Below are 16,914 nucleotides of genomic sequence, written 5' to 3'. Positions count from 1 at the left end.
AGTATAATGTAACCGTGTTTAGTGGTGCGGGTTCACGTAAGCCGGATCGCCGCCATCGTCCGCTGTGGCGGCCTGCTTTTCGCGGAGCTCGGCCAATCCGCGTTTGCCATAAGCCAGCCGCGTAATTACTACGAACAGCACCGGCACCACAAATATGGCCAGCAACGTAGCCGCTAGCATACCACCGATCACCACCCAACCAATCGTCTGGCGCGACACGGCACCCGCACCCGACGCAGTAGCCAGCGGCACCACGCCAAGTATAAAGGCAGCCGACGTCATCAGAATAGGGCGCAGGCGTAGCTTTACGGCTTCAATGGTCGCTTCTATAAGCTCCATACCCCGGTCTACCCGTTCTTTGGCAAACTCTACGATCAGGATGGCATTTTTAGCAGCTAGTCCGATCAAAGTGATCATACCGATCTGGGCATACACGTTATTATCCAGGCGGGGTAGTAGCGTAAGCGCCAGAATAGCCCCGAACATGCCCAGCGGGATAGCAAAAAGGATAGAGAACGGCACCGACCAGCTTTCATACAGGGCAGCCAGCAGCAGCAATACAAGTATGATCGAGAGCGAGAAAATATAGATGGTGCTGTTACCGGCGGTGAGTTCCTCGCGGCTGATGCCCGAGAAATCATACCCATAGCCGGCAGGCAAGGCTTGTGTGGCTACTTCCTGCAGCGCCTGCAAGGCCTGGCCGCTACTGTAACCTGGGGCGGCACTTCCCATCACCTCGGCCGAGCGGAACAGGTTGTAGTGAGAGATAACGGATGCATTTTCTTCCACTGTCGAGGTAACCAGCGCACTCAGCGGCACCGATTCTCCCTGCCGGTTGAGCACGTAGAACTGCTTCAGGCTTTCAATATCCATGCGGTAAGACGTATCGGCCTGCGCTACCACCCTGAAATTACGTCCGTAGCGGGTAAAGTCGTTGATGTAGCGGCTTCCCATGTAGGACGACATCGTGGCATACACATCAGCAATCGAAACGCCCAGCTGCTTGGCTTTTTCGCGGTTGATGGTGACATGGTACCCAGGCGTGCGGGTGTTAAAGAAACTGTAGGCCATCGCAATCTCCGGCCGCTGGTTCACAGCGCCCAGAAACTGGCCCAGCACGCCCTCAAACTGCTTCAGATCGCCGCCACCTGCGCGCTGCTCCAGCATAAAGCTAAAGCCGCCCGAACTACCCAGGCCCGGAATAGCCGGCGGAGCTACTACAATCACATTGGCTTCTTTGAGAGCGGCAAACCGCTGGTTCAGCGTAGCCATGACGCCCTGCAGCTGTTGCGATTCTTCCTTGCGTTGGTCCCAGGGCTGCAATTGTAAAAAGATGGTACCGCTGTTAGATTTAAACGAGAAGTTAATGGCATTCAGGCCACCGATGGCTGTATAGGTTTTAACGGCCGGGATGTCGGCCAGTATCTCGCCCATGCGGGCCAGCTGCGCTTCCGTTCTGCTAGCCGAGGAGCCTTCCGGCAACTCGATGGACACAAACAAGCGCCCTTCATCCTCGGTAGGTATAAAGCCGGTTGGTTTGGTCGCAAACAAGCCCACTGTGCCGACATACACGCACACCAGCAGGATGAGTACGAGCGGGGTGGCTTTTATACTTTTGCGCACGCCGCGCGAGTAGGAGTTCGTGGTTCGTTCAAACCAGTTGTTGAATTTGTAGAAGAATTTATTCAGCCCTTTAGAGTCTTTGTTCACGTTCATGGGTTTAAGCATGAGTGAGCAGAGCGCCGGGGTGAGCGTAAGGGCTACAAAAGCCGAGATCAGCACCGAGATGGCAATGGTGATGGCGAACTGCTGGTAGAGGCGGCCTACAATGCCGGGTATAAAGCCCACGGGGATAAACACAGCGGCCAGTATGAGCGCAATGGCAATTACCGGCGCGGTAATATCCTTCATGGCTTTGCGCGTAGCCTCCCTGGCCGAAATCCCCTGGGTATCCATGTAGTGCTGCACGGCTTCCACTACCACAATGGCATCATCTACCACAATACCAATGGCCAGCACAAAGCCGAACAAAGTAAGCGTGTTGATGGTGAAACCAAGCGGGATAAAGAAGATGAACGTTCCGATAATGGAAACCGGAATAGCCAGCACCGGGATGAGCGTGGCCCGCCAGCTTTGCAGGAACAGGAACACGACGATAATCACAAGTATAAGCGCCTCGACCAGCGTATGCACCACCTCGTTGATGGATACCTGTACCACCGATACTGTTTCGAAGGAAACGACATAGTCTACATCGGCAGGGAAGGACTTTTTCAGCTGATCCAGGGCAGCATACACGCCATCCGCAGTTTCCAGGGCATTGCTTCCCGGCGCCTGGTAAAGGAGCAGGATAGCGGAGGGCTTGCGGTTGATGGTGGCGGCGCGGCCATAATCAAAGCGGCCGAACTCTATGCGGGCCACATCCCGCAGGTATACCAGCGAGCCGTTTTCAGGATTGGTGCGCACAATGATGTTGCCGAACTCTTCCTGCGTTTGCAGGCGGCCCGTTACGGTGATCGGGTACTGAAACGCCAGGTTGTCATACTGCGGCTTGGCACCTACCGTACCGGCGGCCACCTGCATGTTCTGTTCCTGAATGGCCCCTGTAATTTCGTTAGCGCTAATGCCATACTGGGCCAGCTTATCGGGTTTGAGCCAGATACGCATACTGAAATCCTGGCCCAGCGCGTTGATATCGCCCACGCCCGGTACCCGCAGCAAGGCCTCGCGCACAAAGATGTTGGTATAGTTGTCCAGGTACTGAATATCATGGGTCCCTTTTGGCGAATAAATACCAATTACCATCATGATACTCGGGTTACGCTTGCGCACGATCACGCCCAGGCGGCGTACTTCTTCGGGCAGGCTGGGGGAGGCTATACTTGCCCGGTTCTGTACGTCGAGCGTGGCAATGTCAATATCGGTGCCTACTTCAAAGGTCACCGCCATGTTCATCTGGCCGGTGCTGGTATTGGTAGACGTGATGTAAGCCATACCGGGCGTACCGTTGATCTGTGTTTCGATGGGCGTGGCAACCGTTTGCTCTACCGTCTGGGCATCCGCCCCGGTATAGTTGGCCGAAACCGATACTACTGGCGGAGAGATGTCGGGGTATTGGGTAATCGGCAGGTTCATCATCGACAGCACACCCACCAGCACGATCACAATGGAAATGACGATGGAGGTGACGGGTCTTCTTATAAATACATCTGAAATCATGTTGCTCGGGATAATTACCTATACTTCTTCTTAGCGTTTGGCCGGGGCCTGTTGCTGCGCTGCCGCGTCGCCCACCTGTACTTTGGCGCCCTCGCGCAGCTTCTGAATGCCTTCCAGCACGATGTTCTGATCGGCCGCCAGCCCCTCGCGCACCACCACGTTGCCGTTAAAGCGGGTACCCAGCTGCACATTCTGCTGGTGCACCGAATCGCCCTGGATCACATACACAAAATACTCGCCCAGCTGCTCTGTCACGGCTTTGTAAGGAATCACCACCTGCTGGCCGATATCCTGGTTCAGCACGCGCACATCAACTGTCATGCCGGGTATAAGCTGGCGCTCGGGGTTCGGAAACTCCACCCGCACGGTGGTGGTGCCCGACTGACGCCCGATGGAACGATCTACGGTAATGAGTTTTCCTACATGTGGGTATACCTGGCCGTTGTTCAGGGCAATGGTGAACAGAGAATCCGGCTGCGCCTTGGGATTGCTCATATAATTGGCAAAACGCGGTACTTCTTGCTCGTTAATAACAAAATCCGCAGCGATAGGCGCCATGCTGTAAATGGTGTTCAGGAGTGGCTGCCCCGGCGATACCTGCGCCCCGACCCGGACATTCGAAATACCGATTACCCCGTCGAAAGGCGCTGTGATTATGGCATAGCTCAGCTCATTGGCTGCGCTGCTTACCTGCGCGCGGGCCGCGGCAACCTGGGCCTGGGCAGTCTGCACGTTGGTGCGGGCATAATCTACCTGCTGTTTGGCAATTGCTTCACGGGCTTCCAGGGTTTCGTAGCGCTGAAGATCCTTCTGGTTGCGCTCCAGGTTTGCCTGTGCCGATTGCAGGTTGGCTTTTGCCTGCTGGTAGGCCGCCTGGTAGCGGGTGCGGTCTATTTCGTAAAGTTTCTGTCCTTTGGTAACCCGCTGTCCGTCCTGCACAAAAATGTTGGTGATATAGCCCGATACCTGGGGCCGCAGCTCCACTTCCTGTAGTGATACAATGTTGCCCGGATAGGTGTCGGTGCCGGTCACGGCTTGTTTTTTTACAGGATAAGCGGTAACCGGCACCGCCATGGCGGCCGGGTTCTGCTGCTTTACATCTTCTTTCCCGCCGCAGGAGGCAAGTATAGCCGGGCTCATTATGGCTGCCAGCAACCATGCGTATGTGATTCTCATTCGTTTTATGGGCTTATATTATTGGATGTTTATGGTACCCAGCGCGCGCTGGTAATCGAGTTTGCTGGCCAGCACATTGTAGAGGGCGTTGTAGTAGTTCAGCTGCGCCGTGCGCAGGTCGGTTTCAGCCACTACCAGGTCTACATAGGCTTTGATGCCTTCGTCATACTGCAGTTTGATCACGTCATATACTTCCCTGGCCAGCGTCACATTATCGCGCAGGGTCGTCCACTCGTAGTAATCGCTTTTGTAACGGGCCAGAGCAGCCTGGTATTCGGTGTTGATGGCCTTGCGGGTATTTTCGGTTTCCAGCTCCAGGCGCTGCTCCTGCAACTGGGCGATCTTCAGGTTCTGCAGGCGGCGGGTACCCTGGAAAATAGGGAGCGACACCTGCAGGCCCACGCCCGAAGTAGGGTAGGACTGGCTGTAAAGCCCCGAAAAGGTATCGTTAAAATAGAGCCAGTTATAGTTGATGTAGGAGGAAACAGTGGGCAGGAAGCTCCATTTATAATAAGCCGTGTTGAGCTGCTGCAACTGCTGCTGGGTCTGGAGTTGCTGCAGCTCGATGCGGTTGGCAAAGTTTATCACTTCAGTGGTATCCAGGAGTACGGCCTGCTGCATCAGGTTATAATCATAGCTTAGGTCCAGGTCGGATGCTACGGGGTAGCCCATGAGTTGCTTGAGCAGGGCAACCTTGGCTTTTATACTTGCCTGCGCTCGGTTGCGGTCGCTGCGGATGTTGGCCAGCGTAATGGCCGCCCGCTGGTAGTCGGTCTTATCTACCAGGCCTACATCAAAACGGCTGCGGGCATCGTTATACTGCTTTTCCTGGCGGGCTACGTTTTCGTCCAGGATGCGGAGCTGCTCCTGCGTGAAGAGGATGTCATAGAAGGCCTTGCTCACATCCACCACCGTATTTATTTTATTGTTCTGGATATCGAGGGCTAGTTGCTGACGGGTATAACGGGATGCTTTAGAAGCAAGCAGCAGCTCCGAGCTATAGAGCGTTTGCGTGGCCTGCAGCAAAATATTGGAAGTATACTTCTGCCCAATGGTGCGCACTTCGCCGCCAAAAGGCTGTTGCTGTAACTTAAAAAGATGGGTGCCACCATAGTTGGCCGAAATCTGGGGTAACCAGCCCGATAAGTTCGCTTTGATCTCGTGCTGCCCGATTTCCTCATCCAGCAAAGCCTGCTCCACGGCAGCCCTGTTCTTTAAGGCGTATGCCACGCATTGCTCCAGGGTCAGCGTTTGCTGCGCTGGGGTGGCCGGTTTTGTTTGTGCCAGCAGCCGGGCGGAGGGGAACAGCAGCATCCCCAGCAGCAATGGCTTAAAACAGTTAATTAATTTCATGTATTCTATTTTGCACGTTAGGATTCGGTCTTGTATGTTGCTGCCAGTCACCTGCCTAGGGCAGGTGAGTTGCCGGTTCAGGAGGTGCCGGGGTGGCGGCACATGCCATCCCACAGCAACTGGGCGATCTGCTGTAATTCAGGGTCTGAAATTACAACCTGGCCTTTGCCCTGCATTTTAGCGGTCATGATAATGTTTACATGGGCTAAAATTCCAAGGATCTCGGGGTTCATGTCTTTTAAATAGCCTTCCGTTACACCCCTACTGAAAAAGCTGAAGAGCTGGGAATGAAAGGCATCGGGACCGGCTTCGGGTTTCCTCGTATTATACGGCGAATTCACAAACTGTTCGATGTACCATAGCATGTCCGGGTTCGCCTCATAAAACCGGTAAAGGTTCATCCAGATAGAATAAAAGCGGTCTTTGTACGAGAGAGGCTCGGCATCGCCTTTCGCTACCGCTGCTATCATCTGCTTTCGGATATAGCCGAAGAGCTCACAGATCAGCTTCTCTTTGCTTTCGAAATAATGGTAAATGGTACCGGCTGCTACGCCGGCATGCCGCGCCACCATACTCATGGGTGTGCCATGGAAGCCATTTTCCTTTACCAGGGCCAGCATGCTCTTGAAAATAGCGCGCTTCTTATCGGCAACATTCTCCATTAGCTCCAGTCTATTGAATGTTCATTCGGTAGCAAAGGTAATTGATTTTTTATCTACCGGGCAACGGAAAGTGCTATTCCAGCGGCAGGAAGTTAGAAAAATACCTACTTGGTTTGCTTTTGTGGCCGCCAGACAGCAGCTATTCACCGGCTTAAAACCATTTATTTCAGATGAAGTGCACGCAGCCGCAGGGAAGAAAAAAATGCGAAAAACAGGGGGCAATGGCTACTATTATTTAGTTACCAGAATTGGCAGCGTGTGGGGCAGGTAAAGGTCGCATGCGTGGCTGAAATGCTCTTTTTTATACCTGTTAGGTAGCTTTATTGCCGGATGTAAAAACCCTTTCCACATCAGAGGCGATCTTTTTACCTGCCTAAAAAAATCAGTAGTTTTATGAACATAAATTTTCATATTCGTAAAATAGGCCATATATTGTTGATGTAATGCTGATTATGCATCTCTTTTATTATTAAAAAATTGAAGAATGGTTCTTTATTTTACTAGTCTCCTTCCCGGTTCTTTGCTGCACAAACATTTCTTCAGGTGTTGTATCCTGCATGATCATTCCCGATAGCCGCTTTTCCTGATCAACTTCCATTTATTTCGTTTGATGCCCCTCAGCTTTATTGCTGAGGATACTTACCCTTGTGCAGACCATGACAAAAGAAACTGATAATTCCCTTTATCTCCCGCAAGCGGAGCACGACTCATGTGGTATCGGCTTTGTGACCAACCTGGCCGGAAAGAAGACGCATGCTACCCTGGCAGACGCGTTGGTCATGCTGGAAAATATGGAGCACAGGGGAGGCTGTGGCTGCGAGCCGGAAACAGGCGATGGTGCCGGCATTCTCTTCCAGCTACCCCACGACTTTTTAGCAGCAGCATGCCGTCCACTCGGTTTCGAGCTGCCTTCACCCGGCAAGTATGGCGTGGGGATGGTGTTCTTCCCGGTGCAGGCTGCGCTGCAGCAACAATGCAGGCAGCTTTTGGAAGAAGCCGCCGCCAAGCTGGGCCTCCTTATACTTGGTTACCGGGTTGTGCCTGTTAACCGGACAGGTATCGGGGCTACGGCACTTGCCCATGAGCCCGCCATTGAACAGCTGTTTATAAAACCGGTTGATGAGAGCCTGCAAGCCGATGCCCTGGAGCGGAAGCTATACGTGTTTCGTAACTATAGTACCCATACCATCAACCGCCTGGTAGAAGGCAACCATGGCGAGTTCTACTTTGCAAGTCTTTCAGGCAGGGTGATCGTGTACAAAGGCCAGCTGCGCACCGACCAGGTAAAGCAATATTATACCGATCTGCAGGATGAACGCCTTGTTTCGGCCATTGCCCTGGTGCATTCCCGGTTCTCGACCAACACGTTCCCGAAGTGGAAGCTGGCGCAACCCTTTCGCTTTATTGCCCACAATGGGGAGATAAACACCATCCGGGGCAATGTGAACAAGATGAAGACCAAAGAAGTCCTGATGGAATCCGAGCTGTTCACAAAAGAGGAGCTGAACCTGTTATTGCCTATTTGCGATGCCAGCCAATCCGATTCTGCTAACTTCGACAACCTGGCCGAACTGCTGGTGCTGGCGGGCCGCTCGCTGCCGCATGCTCTGATGATGATGGTGCCCGAAGCCTGGGAACATAATGAGCAGATGTCGCCGGTAAAGAAAGATTTTTATAGGTTCCACGCCTCGCTGATGGAGCCTTGGGACGGACCGGCGGCAATTTGCTTTACGGACGGCAAAATGGTTGGCGCCATGCTCGACCGGAACGGCCTGCGCCCCTCGCGCTATTGCGTCACCTCCGACGGCACCGTGATTATGGCCTCCGAAGCCGGTGCCTTGCCCGTAGACCCGGCGAAAGTGATACGGAAAGGGCGCCTGCAGCCGGGCAAGATGTTTATAGTTGATTTAGAACAGGGCCGCATCCTGGAAGATGAGGAGATAAAAGAGAAAGTTGCCTGCCGCCGGCCCTATATGGAATGGGTGCGCCATAACCGGCTTAAACTTCGCGAGATGCTTCCGCCCCGGGTGCCAGCGTTTGTGCTACAGGAAGATACGCTGCGGCAACGGCAGCAGGTCTATGGCTATACTTCAGAAGACCTGAAAATGATCCTGGCCCCCATGGCAGCGAGCGGAAAAGAGCCCCTCGGCTCGATGGGAGCGGACACGCCACTGGCCATACTTTCGAACCAGAGCCAGCACCTGTCCCATTATTTTAAGCAGCACTTTGCACAAGTCAGCAACCCGCCCATTGATCCTATCCGCGAGCGGATGGTGATGTCACTCTTCACGCGGGTGGGCTCCGGGCAGAACATCTTATCCGAATCACCCAAACATTGCAGCCAAGTGCATATTTCGCAACCTGTGCTCACGTACGAGAATATCATTACGCTAAAGCAGTTGGACCAACATGGCTACAGGCACAAGGAAATAGCGCTGGTTTTTAATGCCGATGGACAGCCGCAGCGGCTAACAGAGGCAATTGACCGGGTGTGTGCCGATGCGGAAGCGGCCATTGCGGCAGGCTATAATGTGCTGGTGCTTTCAGACAGGGCGGTGGATGCGGCGCATGCCCCCATCCCGTCTTTGCTGGCAACGGGCGCTTTGCAACACCACCTGATCCGGAAGAGGCTACGCACCAAAGCCAGCATGGTGGTAGAAGCCGGGGATGTTTGGGAAACGCACCATTTCGCTACCCTGATCGGGTATGGCGCCAGCGCCGTGCACCCTTATCTTGCTTTTGAAACCATCCTCTCGCTAAATAAACAACAGGAGCTGCCACAGCGCTTACCGGAAGAGGAGGTGGTGCAGAACTATGTGAAAGCAATAGGTAATGGCTTACTCAAGATCCTTTCTAAAATGGGCATTTCAACGCTGCAGGCTTACCAGGGCTCGCAGATATTTGAATGCCTGGGGCTCAGCCCGGAGGTGATCGACAAATGCTTTGAAGGTACGGTTTCTACAATCGGCGGCATTGACTTCGATGGTATTGCCAAAGAAGTGCTGGTGCGGCATGCCTATGTATACGCGCACCATCTGAGCCCACGATTGCCTGAAGGGGGATTTTTCCAGTGGAAGCGCGATGGCGAACGCCACCTCATGAACCCTGAAACGATCCATCTTTTGCAGCATGCCACCCGCCGTAACGATTACGGGCTGTACAAAAAGTATGCGCAGCTGGTAAACGACCAGCAACAACAGGCTATCACGTTGCGCAGCCTGCTCGACTTCCGGGAGCGTCAGCCAGTGCCGCTGGCAGAAGTAGAGCCGGTGGAAAGTATACTTAAGCGATTTGCGACAGGCGCCATGTCCTTCGGGTCTATTTCGTATGAGGCGCACAGCACACTGGCTATTGCCATGAACCGCATCGGGGCCAGAAGCAACAGCGGGGAAGGCGGGGAGGATGAGGTGCGTTTCGAGTTGAAGCCCAATGGGGATTCGGAGCGATCGTCTATCAAACAGGTGGCGTCCGGCCGTTTTGGTGTGACGAGTTATTACCTGGCCAATGCCGATGAACTGCAGATCAAGATCGCGCAGGGCGCCAAGCCCGGCGAGGGCGGCCAGCTGCCCGGCCATAAGGTAGACGACTGGATCGCGCGCGTACGGCACTCGACCCCGGGCGTGGGGCTGATCTCGCCGCCCCCGCACCACGATATTTATTCGATTGAAGACCTGGCTCAACTCATCTTCGATTTGAAAAATGCGAACCGTGCTGCCCGCATCAACGTGAAGCTTGTGGCGGAAGCAGGCGTGGGCACGGTGGCAGCCGGTGTAGCCAAAGCAAAGGCCGACGTAGTTTTGATCTCGGGCCATGATGGGGGTACCGGCGCCTCACCGCTTAGCTCCATCCGCCATGCCGGTACGCCCTGGGAACTGGGGCTTGCGGAAGCACACCAGACCTTGGTGAAAAACAACCTCCGCAGCCGGGTGGTGCTGCAGACAGACGGGCAGATCCGCACGGGTCGCGACCTGGCTATTGCTACTTTGCTGGGTGCCGAAGAATGGGGCGTTGCCACGGCAGCCCTAATTGTGGCGGGCTGCATTATGATGCGCAAATGCCATCAGAATACCTGCCCGGTAGGGGTAGCTACCCAAGACCCGGAGCTGCGGGCTTTGTTTACGGGCAAACCAGAGGACGTCGTCAATTTGTTCCTTTTCCTGGCCGAGGACCTGCGCGAGCATATGGCTGCGCTTGGCTTCCGCACCATCAATGAGATGGTAGGGCAAGCCGATGTGCTGAAAGTGCGGGAGAATGCAGGTTTCTGGAAATTAAAGGCGCTCGATCTGAGCAAGCTGCTCTACAAGCAAGCAGCAGGTCCGGAGGTGGGGCTTTACAAGCAAATAGCGCAGGATCATCAACTGGACGACGTGCTAGACTGGCACTTGCTGGCAGCAGCAAAGGAGGCAATCGACGACGGTAAGCCTGTCCGGGCCTCTTTCCCCCTGAAGAACATCGACCGATCGGTCGGCACCCTGCTTTCGAACGAAATTTCAAAAAAGTATAAAAAAGCGGGCTTACCCGAAAAAACCATTCATTTCAACTTCCGGGGTTCTGCCGGGCAGAGCTTTGGGGCCTTTGGGGCACCCGGGCTGCACCTGGAGCTGGAAGGCGAAGCCAACGATTACTTTGGCAAAGGATTATCGGGTGCACACCTGGTTGTATACCCCGACAGAACAAGTAAGTATAATCCGGCGGAAAATATCATTATCGGTAACGTGGCCCTGTATGGCGCCACCTCCGGCGAAGTATACATCAACGGCATGGCCGGCGAGCGCTTTGCCGTACGTAACTCCGGTGCCCGGGCTGTGGTGGAAGGAGTAGGCGACCATGCCTGCGAATATATGACAGGGGGCGTAGTGGTTATCCTGGGGGCTACGGGCCGCAACTTTGCCGCCGGCATGAGCGGCGGGCTGGCCTTTGTATATGACCCGGGACAGCAATTGCCCGGGCAATGCAATCTTGAGATGGTGGACCTGGACCCGGTAGCCTATGAAGAGCACCTGATGCTACGCCAGCTGCTCGAGCGCCATGTCCAGTATACCGGCAGCCGTCTGGCCGCCGGCATCCTGGAGCGCTGGGACCAAGCTATCCGGAACTTCATGAAAGTGATCCCGCAGGAGTATAAAGCGGTACTCTCTCAAAATAAAGAAACCTTGCGAAACGCTATGTAAGACCAACCATGGGAAAAGAAAGAGGATTTATAGAGCTGGATAGAACGTTGCCGCCTGTCCGAGAGCCGGAAGAGCGCATCCGTGATTTTAAGGAGATATACCTGGAGTCGGGCTACGAGCTGGCTACCCAGCAAGCCACCCGCTGCATGGATTGTGGTGTGCCTTTCTGCCACAGCGGCTGCCCGCTCGGAAATAAAATTCCAGACTTTAACGATGCCGTTTACAAAAACAACTGGGCGCAGGCCTTTGAAATACTGAGCAGCACCAACAACTTTCCGGAGTTTACCGGGCGCATCTGCCCGGCACCATGCGAGTCGTCCTGTGTGCTAAGTATAAACAAAGCGCCGGTGGCCATTGAGTTTATTGAGAAGACGATTGCCGAAAAAGCGTTCGAGTTAGGCCTGATCAAACCCCAGCAGCCTCTTGTGCGCACCGGTAAGCAGGTAGCAGTGGTTGGTTCGGGGCCGGCAGGCCTGGCTGCTGCCACGCAATTGAACCTGGCGGGGCACTGGGTAACGGTTTTTGAGAAGCAGGATGTGATTGGCGGCTTGCTGGCCTACGGCATACCTGACTTTAAGCTGGAAAAATGGGTGATCGAGCGCAGAGTGCAGTTGCTGGAAGCGGAAGGTATTACGTTTAAGACCAACGTAGAGGTGGGCATTACGATAACGGCTGAAGCGCTGCTGGCCAGCTTTGATGCCGTGGTGCTTTGCTGTGGAGCCGAGGTGCCCAAAGCGCTGCCGTTGAAAGGCCATGATCTGCAGGGTATCCACTATGCCATGGATTACCTGGTACAGCAAAACCGTCGCGTGCGGGGCCTGGAAGTGCAGCAGGAAGCCATACTTGCCACCGGCAAGCATGTGGTGGTGGTAGGCAGCGGCGATACGGGTTCCGATTGCGTGGGGACAGCGAACAGGCAGCAAGCAGCTTCCGTGACGCAGATCGCCCGTATGTATGAGCCCCCGCAGCAACGCCCCGACAACAATCCCTGGCCACAAGCCCCCCTGATCATGCAAACCTCCAGCTCGCACGAAGAAGGCTGCACCCGTTCCTGGGCCCTGCTGACCAAAGCGTTTGTGGGGGATGAGAAGGGGCATGTCAAAGGGTTGCTGGTGGCGGATCTGCGCTGCCTGGAAGGAGCGGAAGGAACCATTTACGAAGAAATAGAAGGTACCGAGCGCGAACTGCCCTGCGACCTGGCCCTGATCGCCATTGGTTTTGCCGCGCCGCAACCCAAAGGATTGCTGACGCAGTTGGGAATAGCCTTTGATCCTAACGGCAGCATAGAGGCCGATCAACGCTTTCAGACCAATGTAGCCAAGGTCTTTACGGCAGGAGACGCGCACCGCGGGCAATCGCTGGTTGTATGGGCCATCTCAGAAGGGAGAGAAGCGGCCCGCGCCGTAGACGAATACCTGATGGGAACGTCCTCGTTGCCTTCTAAAAATTTGTCGGTACTAGATCTGATGGCATAATGGCAGCGCTGCTGTGCCTTTCTTAGCAACATATCTTTTCAACTGGCCATACTTAAAACAGAATGCCCCGCCTGTATAGCAGGCGGGGCATTCTGTTTTAAGATACGGCAAAGTATAGGGCTCACTTATTGTACTTCAGCCACTGCTTTGTTCTTTTTCTTAGCTTTCTGCTTTTTCTTTTTGGCAGGTGCTTTTTTCTCCCCTTCACGGCGGGCATCTACCTGCGGCAGGCCCGAGGTGTCGTCGGTTATCAAGGTCATTTCTTTCACCAGGTGCCCGGCGCCAGCAAACTTGTCAACGATAAAGAGCATGTACCGCGCATCAACGGCAATGTTACGAACCTGGTCGGGGTTATACACGATATCGCTCATAGTGCCTTCCCAGTTGCGGTCGAAGTTCGTGCCGATCAGCTGCCCGTTGGCATTGATCACCGGAGAGCCAGAGTTGCCACCGGTTGTATGGTTAGATGCAATGAAGGCTACCGGCATTTGGCCATTCACGCCATAAGGGCCATAGTCCTTTTTGAGGTATAGCTCTTTCAGCTTAGCCGGGATGGCGTAATCTTCGGCTGCCCCTGTTTCTGCTTTCTCGATAATACCTTCCAGCGTAGTGTAATATTTATACTGCACGCCATCCACCGGTTCAAAAGGTTCTACCAGTCCGTAAGCTACGCGCAGGGTAGAGTTTGCATCCGGGTAAAAGGTTTTGTCCTTTTGCATCTCCCGCAGGCCTGCCATATACGTGCGGTAAAGTAGGTTCAGGTTCTCGTTCACCTGGTTGTAGGTTGGCAGCACACTGTTACGGTAATGGGTTGTAATGTTGCTGGACAGCTGGTAGGCCGGGTCTTTTGCAAGCACATCCTTTTTGCCGGCTCTTATCGCTGACAGCGCTTTTTTAACGCCCGCTTCGGAGGTAAACAGCGATTTACTGTAAACAGCTGCGGCATACTTGCCAAAGTCGCCTTTGTAGGTGTCGTGAGCGGCGTCCAATGCAGCAGGATGCCATTGCTTGTCCAGCCCGGTGTAGTAGAGGTCCAGCAAGGCGGCAAATACTTTCTGGTCAGTTGGGGCGCTGTAATCCTTGTAGAAAGCAGGGGCGCTTTTCTCCAGTTTGTCGGCCATGGCGTTAATGTCCTGTTGCGGGGCTTTTGCCTCCAGCAGTTCCTGCAGGCCGATAAACGTGTTGGCAAACTTAAGTAGCTCGATGCCATTGGCCGCTTCAGTATAATAGTCGCGGGAGATCGTGATGCCGTTCAGGGCATTATAATTTTTGGCAAAGTCGGCTAGCAGGCTGCCATACGGCTGCTGACGCGCCGGATCGGCTGCTATCCAGCGGGCAAACTGCTCTTCCAGTTGCTGCTTGGTGGCAATGGCCTTAGCTTTTTTAATGCCGCGGTTTTCGCCGATCCACTTTTTCCAGTAGTTGGCGATGCTAGCATACTTGGCTGCATACTGGATGCGGATAGCGTCAGAAGCTTTCATGTCCTTGTCCAGGATGTTGAGCTTTGTTTCGCGTATCTTGATCTTGGCCGGGTTCGATACCTCGTAGATCTCCTTTACGGCCTGGGAGGTAAGGTACTCGTTGGTGCGTCCCGGGAAACCGAAGATCAGCGTAAAGTCACCTTCTTTGATGCCGCTCAGCGAGATAGGCAGGTGGTGGCGGGGCTTGTAAGGCTTGTTCGAGGGTGAATACTCGGCAGGTGCATTGTCAGGGCCGGCATATACCCGGAAGAGCGAGAAGTCACCGGTGTGGCGCGGCCACATCCAGTTGTCAGTATCGCCCCCGAACTTACCGATAGAAGATGGTGGCGCTCCCACCAGGCGCACGTCCTTAAACGTTTCAGTGATATACATGTAGTATTCGTTGCCATAGTAGTAGGGTTTGATCACGGCCTCATAGTGTGTGCCGGCCGTGGCTGCCTTACGCACCTGAGCCATGTTGCGCTGCACAATGGCTTCGCGTTCCGCTTCGGTTTTCGCGTTGGCAGTGCCGGCCAGTAGCTGCTTGGTCACGTCTTCCATCCGCACGATGAACGTGGCGGTAAGCCCCGGGTTCGGAAGTTCCTGCGCCTTGTCCATGGCCCAGAAGCCATTGGTTAGGTAGTCGTGTTCCACCGAGCTGTGTTCCTGCACGGAGCCATAGCCGCAGTGGTGGTTGGTAAGCAGCAAGCCTTCGGAGGAGATCATCTCTCCGGTACAAAAGCCGCCAAAAGACACAATGGCATCTTTTAGGCTGGACTGGTTTACACTATAGATATCGTCTGCAGTAAGGCGCATGCCTTTTTTCTGCATCTCCGATTCGTTGAGCTGCTTTAAGAGCATCGGCAGCCACATTCCCTCATCCGGGCGCGCTACGGTAGAGCTCAGGCTCAGGCAGGTAGCGGCAAAGAGGGCTATTAAATGTTTACGGATCATGATCAGTTAACTTGTGAGAAATAATTGTATCTAACAAAATTAAGCAAAAATCAGGGCCAAAGGGGAGAATGGGGCAAGGAATACCTGAAATTTGCTAACCGGCTGCTTTTTTCGGATGGAATTGGTAGCTAGTTCAGTAGACCAGGGAAGTATAAATAACAGAAGGGCAGCCCCTAACCAGGGGCTGCCCTTCTGATGCAGTAATAGAAGCCACCGCAGCGGCCAGGAAATCCTTGAATCAGAATGAGCCGATGTGGGCGTAGCTCGTGTCGGCTTCCCAGGCCCGGAAGTTTTCGATCTCTCTCTGAAAGGAGGTAACAAACCAGGCCATCAGACTCAGGTCATCGAGCAGGCCAATGCCCGGTATAAAGTCCGGGATAATGTCTAAGGGCGTAACCAGGTATAACAGGACGGCTACCCCGATCAGAATCGATTTTTTAGCTACATGGCGGTAATCGCCGCTCACATAGGCGCGCACCAGGCGTATGAACGTCTGCATGATCTCCTTTATCTGTTCAAAGCTGCCTTTGGGGCTGTTGCTGTCCACCAGTTTGCCATAGGCCGTGGTGAGCAGGATGCCCAGCTTTACTGGTTTGGCCAGCAGCCCGCTGGCTTTGCCCATATACTTCCGGAAAGCCGGGTTTTGTGAGTAGACAAGTCCTTTTTGAATCCAGTCGTTTAGCATAACAGTTGTCTCTTTAGAGCATCATACGGCGCAAGGGCCCAAAAGGCTTTACGCGTCTGGCGTGTTTTGTTTGCAAGGGGGAGTAAGGTAAAAATATTTATGGAGCGGCACTTGATTCCTACCCAAATCATCGTGTAAATTAGTGTACTTTAACAGCCAAACGTTCTGTCCTAACAATTACTTTTTACCGGTTCCTATGAAGCTGATTTGGAAACTGGTTTTGCCGCTTCCTGTAATAGCGGCAGCCCTATATGGCGTTTCGTACCGGTTGCCGGCCCAGATGCTGGTCGAGCACCGGGTGGAGCTGGGGGTGAGCCCCGAGCAGGTATACCCCTACCTGAACAACCCCATGGAATGGCCCAAGTGGAGCAGTCTGAACAAAGCAGCAGACCCCACCATCATCTACCTTTATGGAGGCCCTATGGCAGGAGTGGGCGCGCGCATGCAATGGAGTGGCGATAAATCGGGAGAAGGCAAACTGCAGCTGACCGAAAGCACCAGCCCGAGCACCCTGGCTTATGTGCAGAGCGAATCGGGCATGCCGGACAGCGTGTTCGGGGAGTTTAACCTTGAGCCCACCAAAGAAGGCACAGCGCTGACCTGGCGCCAGACCTCGGCGATAGGCACCAACCCGCTCGATCGCTACAAAGGGCTATACCACACCTATAAAAAGCAGCAGGAGGTGGAGCAGGGGCTGGCAGGACTAAAAACCTTACTGCAGGATAACAGTAAGAGAAGAGCAGCCAGATAAAAAAACAG

Annotated in this window: 10 protein-coding genes; 4 read left to right on the top strand and 6 right to left on the bottom strand. The window is 54.1% G+C overall.

Annotated features, from left to right (window positions below):
- Positions 1 to 18 precede the first annotated feature (18 nt).
- The 4 genes from LWL52_RS09390 to LWL52_RS09375 form a co-directional block, all read right to left on the bottom strand.
- Positions 19 to 3,219, bottom strand: coding sequence for an efflux RND transporter permease subunit (locus LWL52_RS09390; RefSeq protein ID WP_242919149.1), 3,201 nt, complete (start codon positions 3,217 to 3,219; stop codon positions 19 to 21).
- A gap of 30 nt (positions 3,220 to 3,249) precedes the next feature.
- The gene (locus LWL52_RS09385; RefSeq protein WP_242919147.1) at positions 3,250 to 4,395 is read right to left on the bottom strand and encodes an efflux RND transporter periplasmic adaptor subunit; all 1,146 of its coding nucleotides are present in this window, start codon (positions 4,393 to 4,395) and stop codon (positions 3,250 to 3,252) included.
- Between the two features lie 18 nt (positions 4,396 to 4,413).
- Positions 4,414 to 5,748 carry a TolC family protein gene (locus LWL52_RS09380; protein WP_242919145.1) on the bottom strand — a complete coding sequence of 445 codons (1,335 nt, stop codon included), beginning with the start codon at positions 5,746 to 5,748 and terminating at the stop codon, positions 4,414 to 4,416.
- A 77-nt stretch (positions 5,749 to 5,825) separates the two neighbouring features.
- Positions 5,826 to 6,368, bottom strand: coding sequence for a TetR/AcrR family transcriptional regulator (locus LWL52_RS09375; RefSeq protein ID WP_242919143.1), 543 nt, complete (start codon positions 6,366 to 6,368; stop codon positions 5,826 to 5,828).
- Here LWL52_RS09375 and LWL52_RS09370 point away from each other — a divergent pair.
- The 3 genes from LWL52_RS09370 (at position 6,367) to LWL52_RS09360 (ending at position 13,056) form a co-directional block, all read left to right on the top strand.
- The gene (locus LWL52_RS09370) at positions 6,367 to 6,681 is read left to right on the top strand and encodes a hypothetical protein (protein WP_242919141.1); all 315 of its coding nucleotides are present in this window, start codon (positions 6,367 to 6,369) and stop codon (positions 6,679 to 6,681) included. The genes LWL52_RS09375 and LWL52_RS09370 overlap by 2 nt on opposite strands.
- A gap of 385 nt (positions 6,682 to 7,066) precedes the next feature.
- A complete protein-coding gene (gene gltB, locus LWL52_RS09365; RefSeq protein WP_242919139.1) occupies positions 7,067 to 11,581 on the top strand; it encodes a glutamate synthase large subunit in 4,515 nt (1,504 codons plus the stop codon).
- An 8-nt stretch (positions 11,582 to 11,589) separates the two neighbouring features.
- Positions 11,590 to 13,056 (top strand): glutamate synthase subunit beta, encoded by a 1,467-nt coding sequence (locus LWL52_RS09360; protein WP_242919137.1) that lies wholly within the window; start codon positions 11,590 to 11,592, stop codon positions 13,054 to 13,056.
- 125 nt (positions 13,057 to 13,181) lie between these two features.
- Here the strand turns inward: LWL52_RS09360 and LWL52_RS09355 are convergent, their stop codons facing one another.
- On the bottom strand, positions 13,182 to 15,470 hold the full coding sequence (locus tag LWL52_RS09355; protein ID WP_242919135.1) for a S46 family peptidase: 2,289 nt from the start codon (positions 15,468 to 15,470) through the stop codon (positions 13,182 to 13,184).
- A gap of 238 nt (positions 15,471 to 15,708) precedes the next feature.
- Positions 15,709 to 16,155 carry a YkvA family protein gene (locus LWL52_RS09350; protein WP_242919133.1) on the bottom strand — a complete coding sequence of 149 codons (447 nt, stop codon included), beginning with the start codon at positions 16,153 to 16,155 and terminating at the stop codon, positions 15,709 to 15,711.
- 196 nt (positions 16,156 to 16,351) lie between these two features.
- Here LWL52_RS09350 and LWL52_RS09345 point away from each other — a divergent pair, with 196 nt between their 5' ends.
- Entirely contained in the window at positions 16,352 to 16,906 is a 555-nt protein-coding gene (locus LWL52_RS09345; protein ID WP_242919131.1) for an SRPBCC family protein, read from the top strand.
- Positions 16,907 to 16,914: the final 8 nt, after the last annotated feature.

Origin of the sequence: Pontibacter liquoris (genome assembly GCF_022758235.1) — a bacterium.
GTDB lineage: Bacteria > Bacteroidota > Bacteroidia > Cytophagales > Hymenobacteraceae > Pontibacter > Pontibacter liquoris.
Note: the sequence above shows the minus strand (reverse complement) of the source record. Positions and strands in the feature narration are given on the sequence as shown.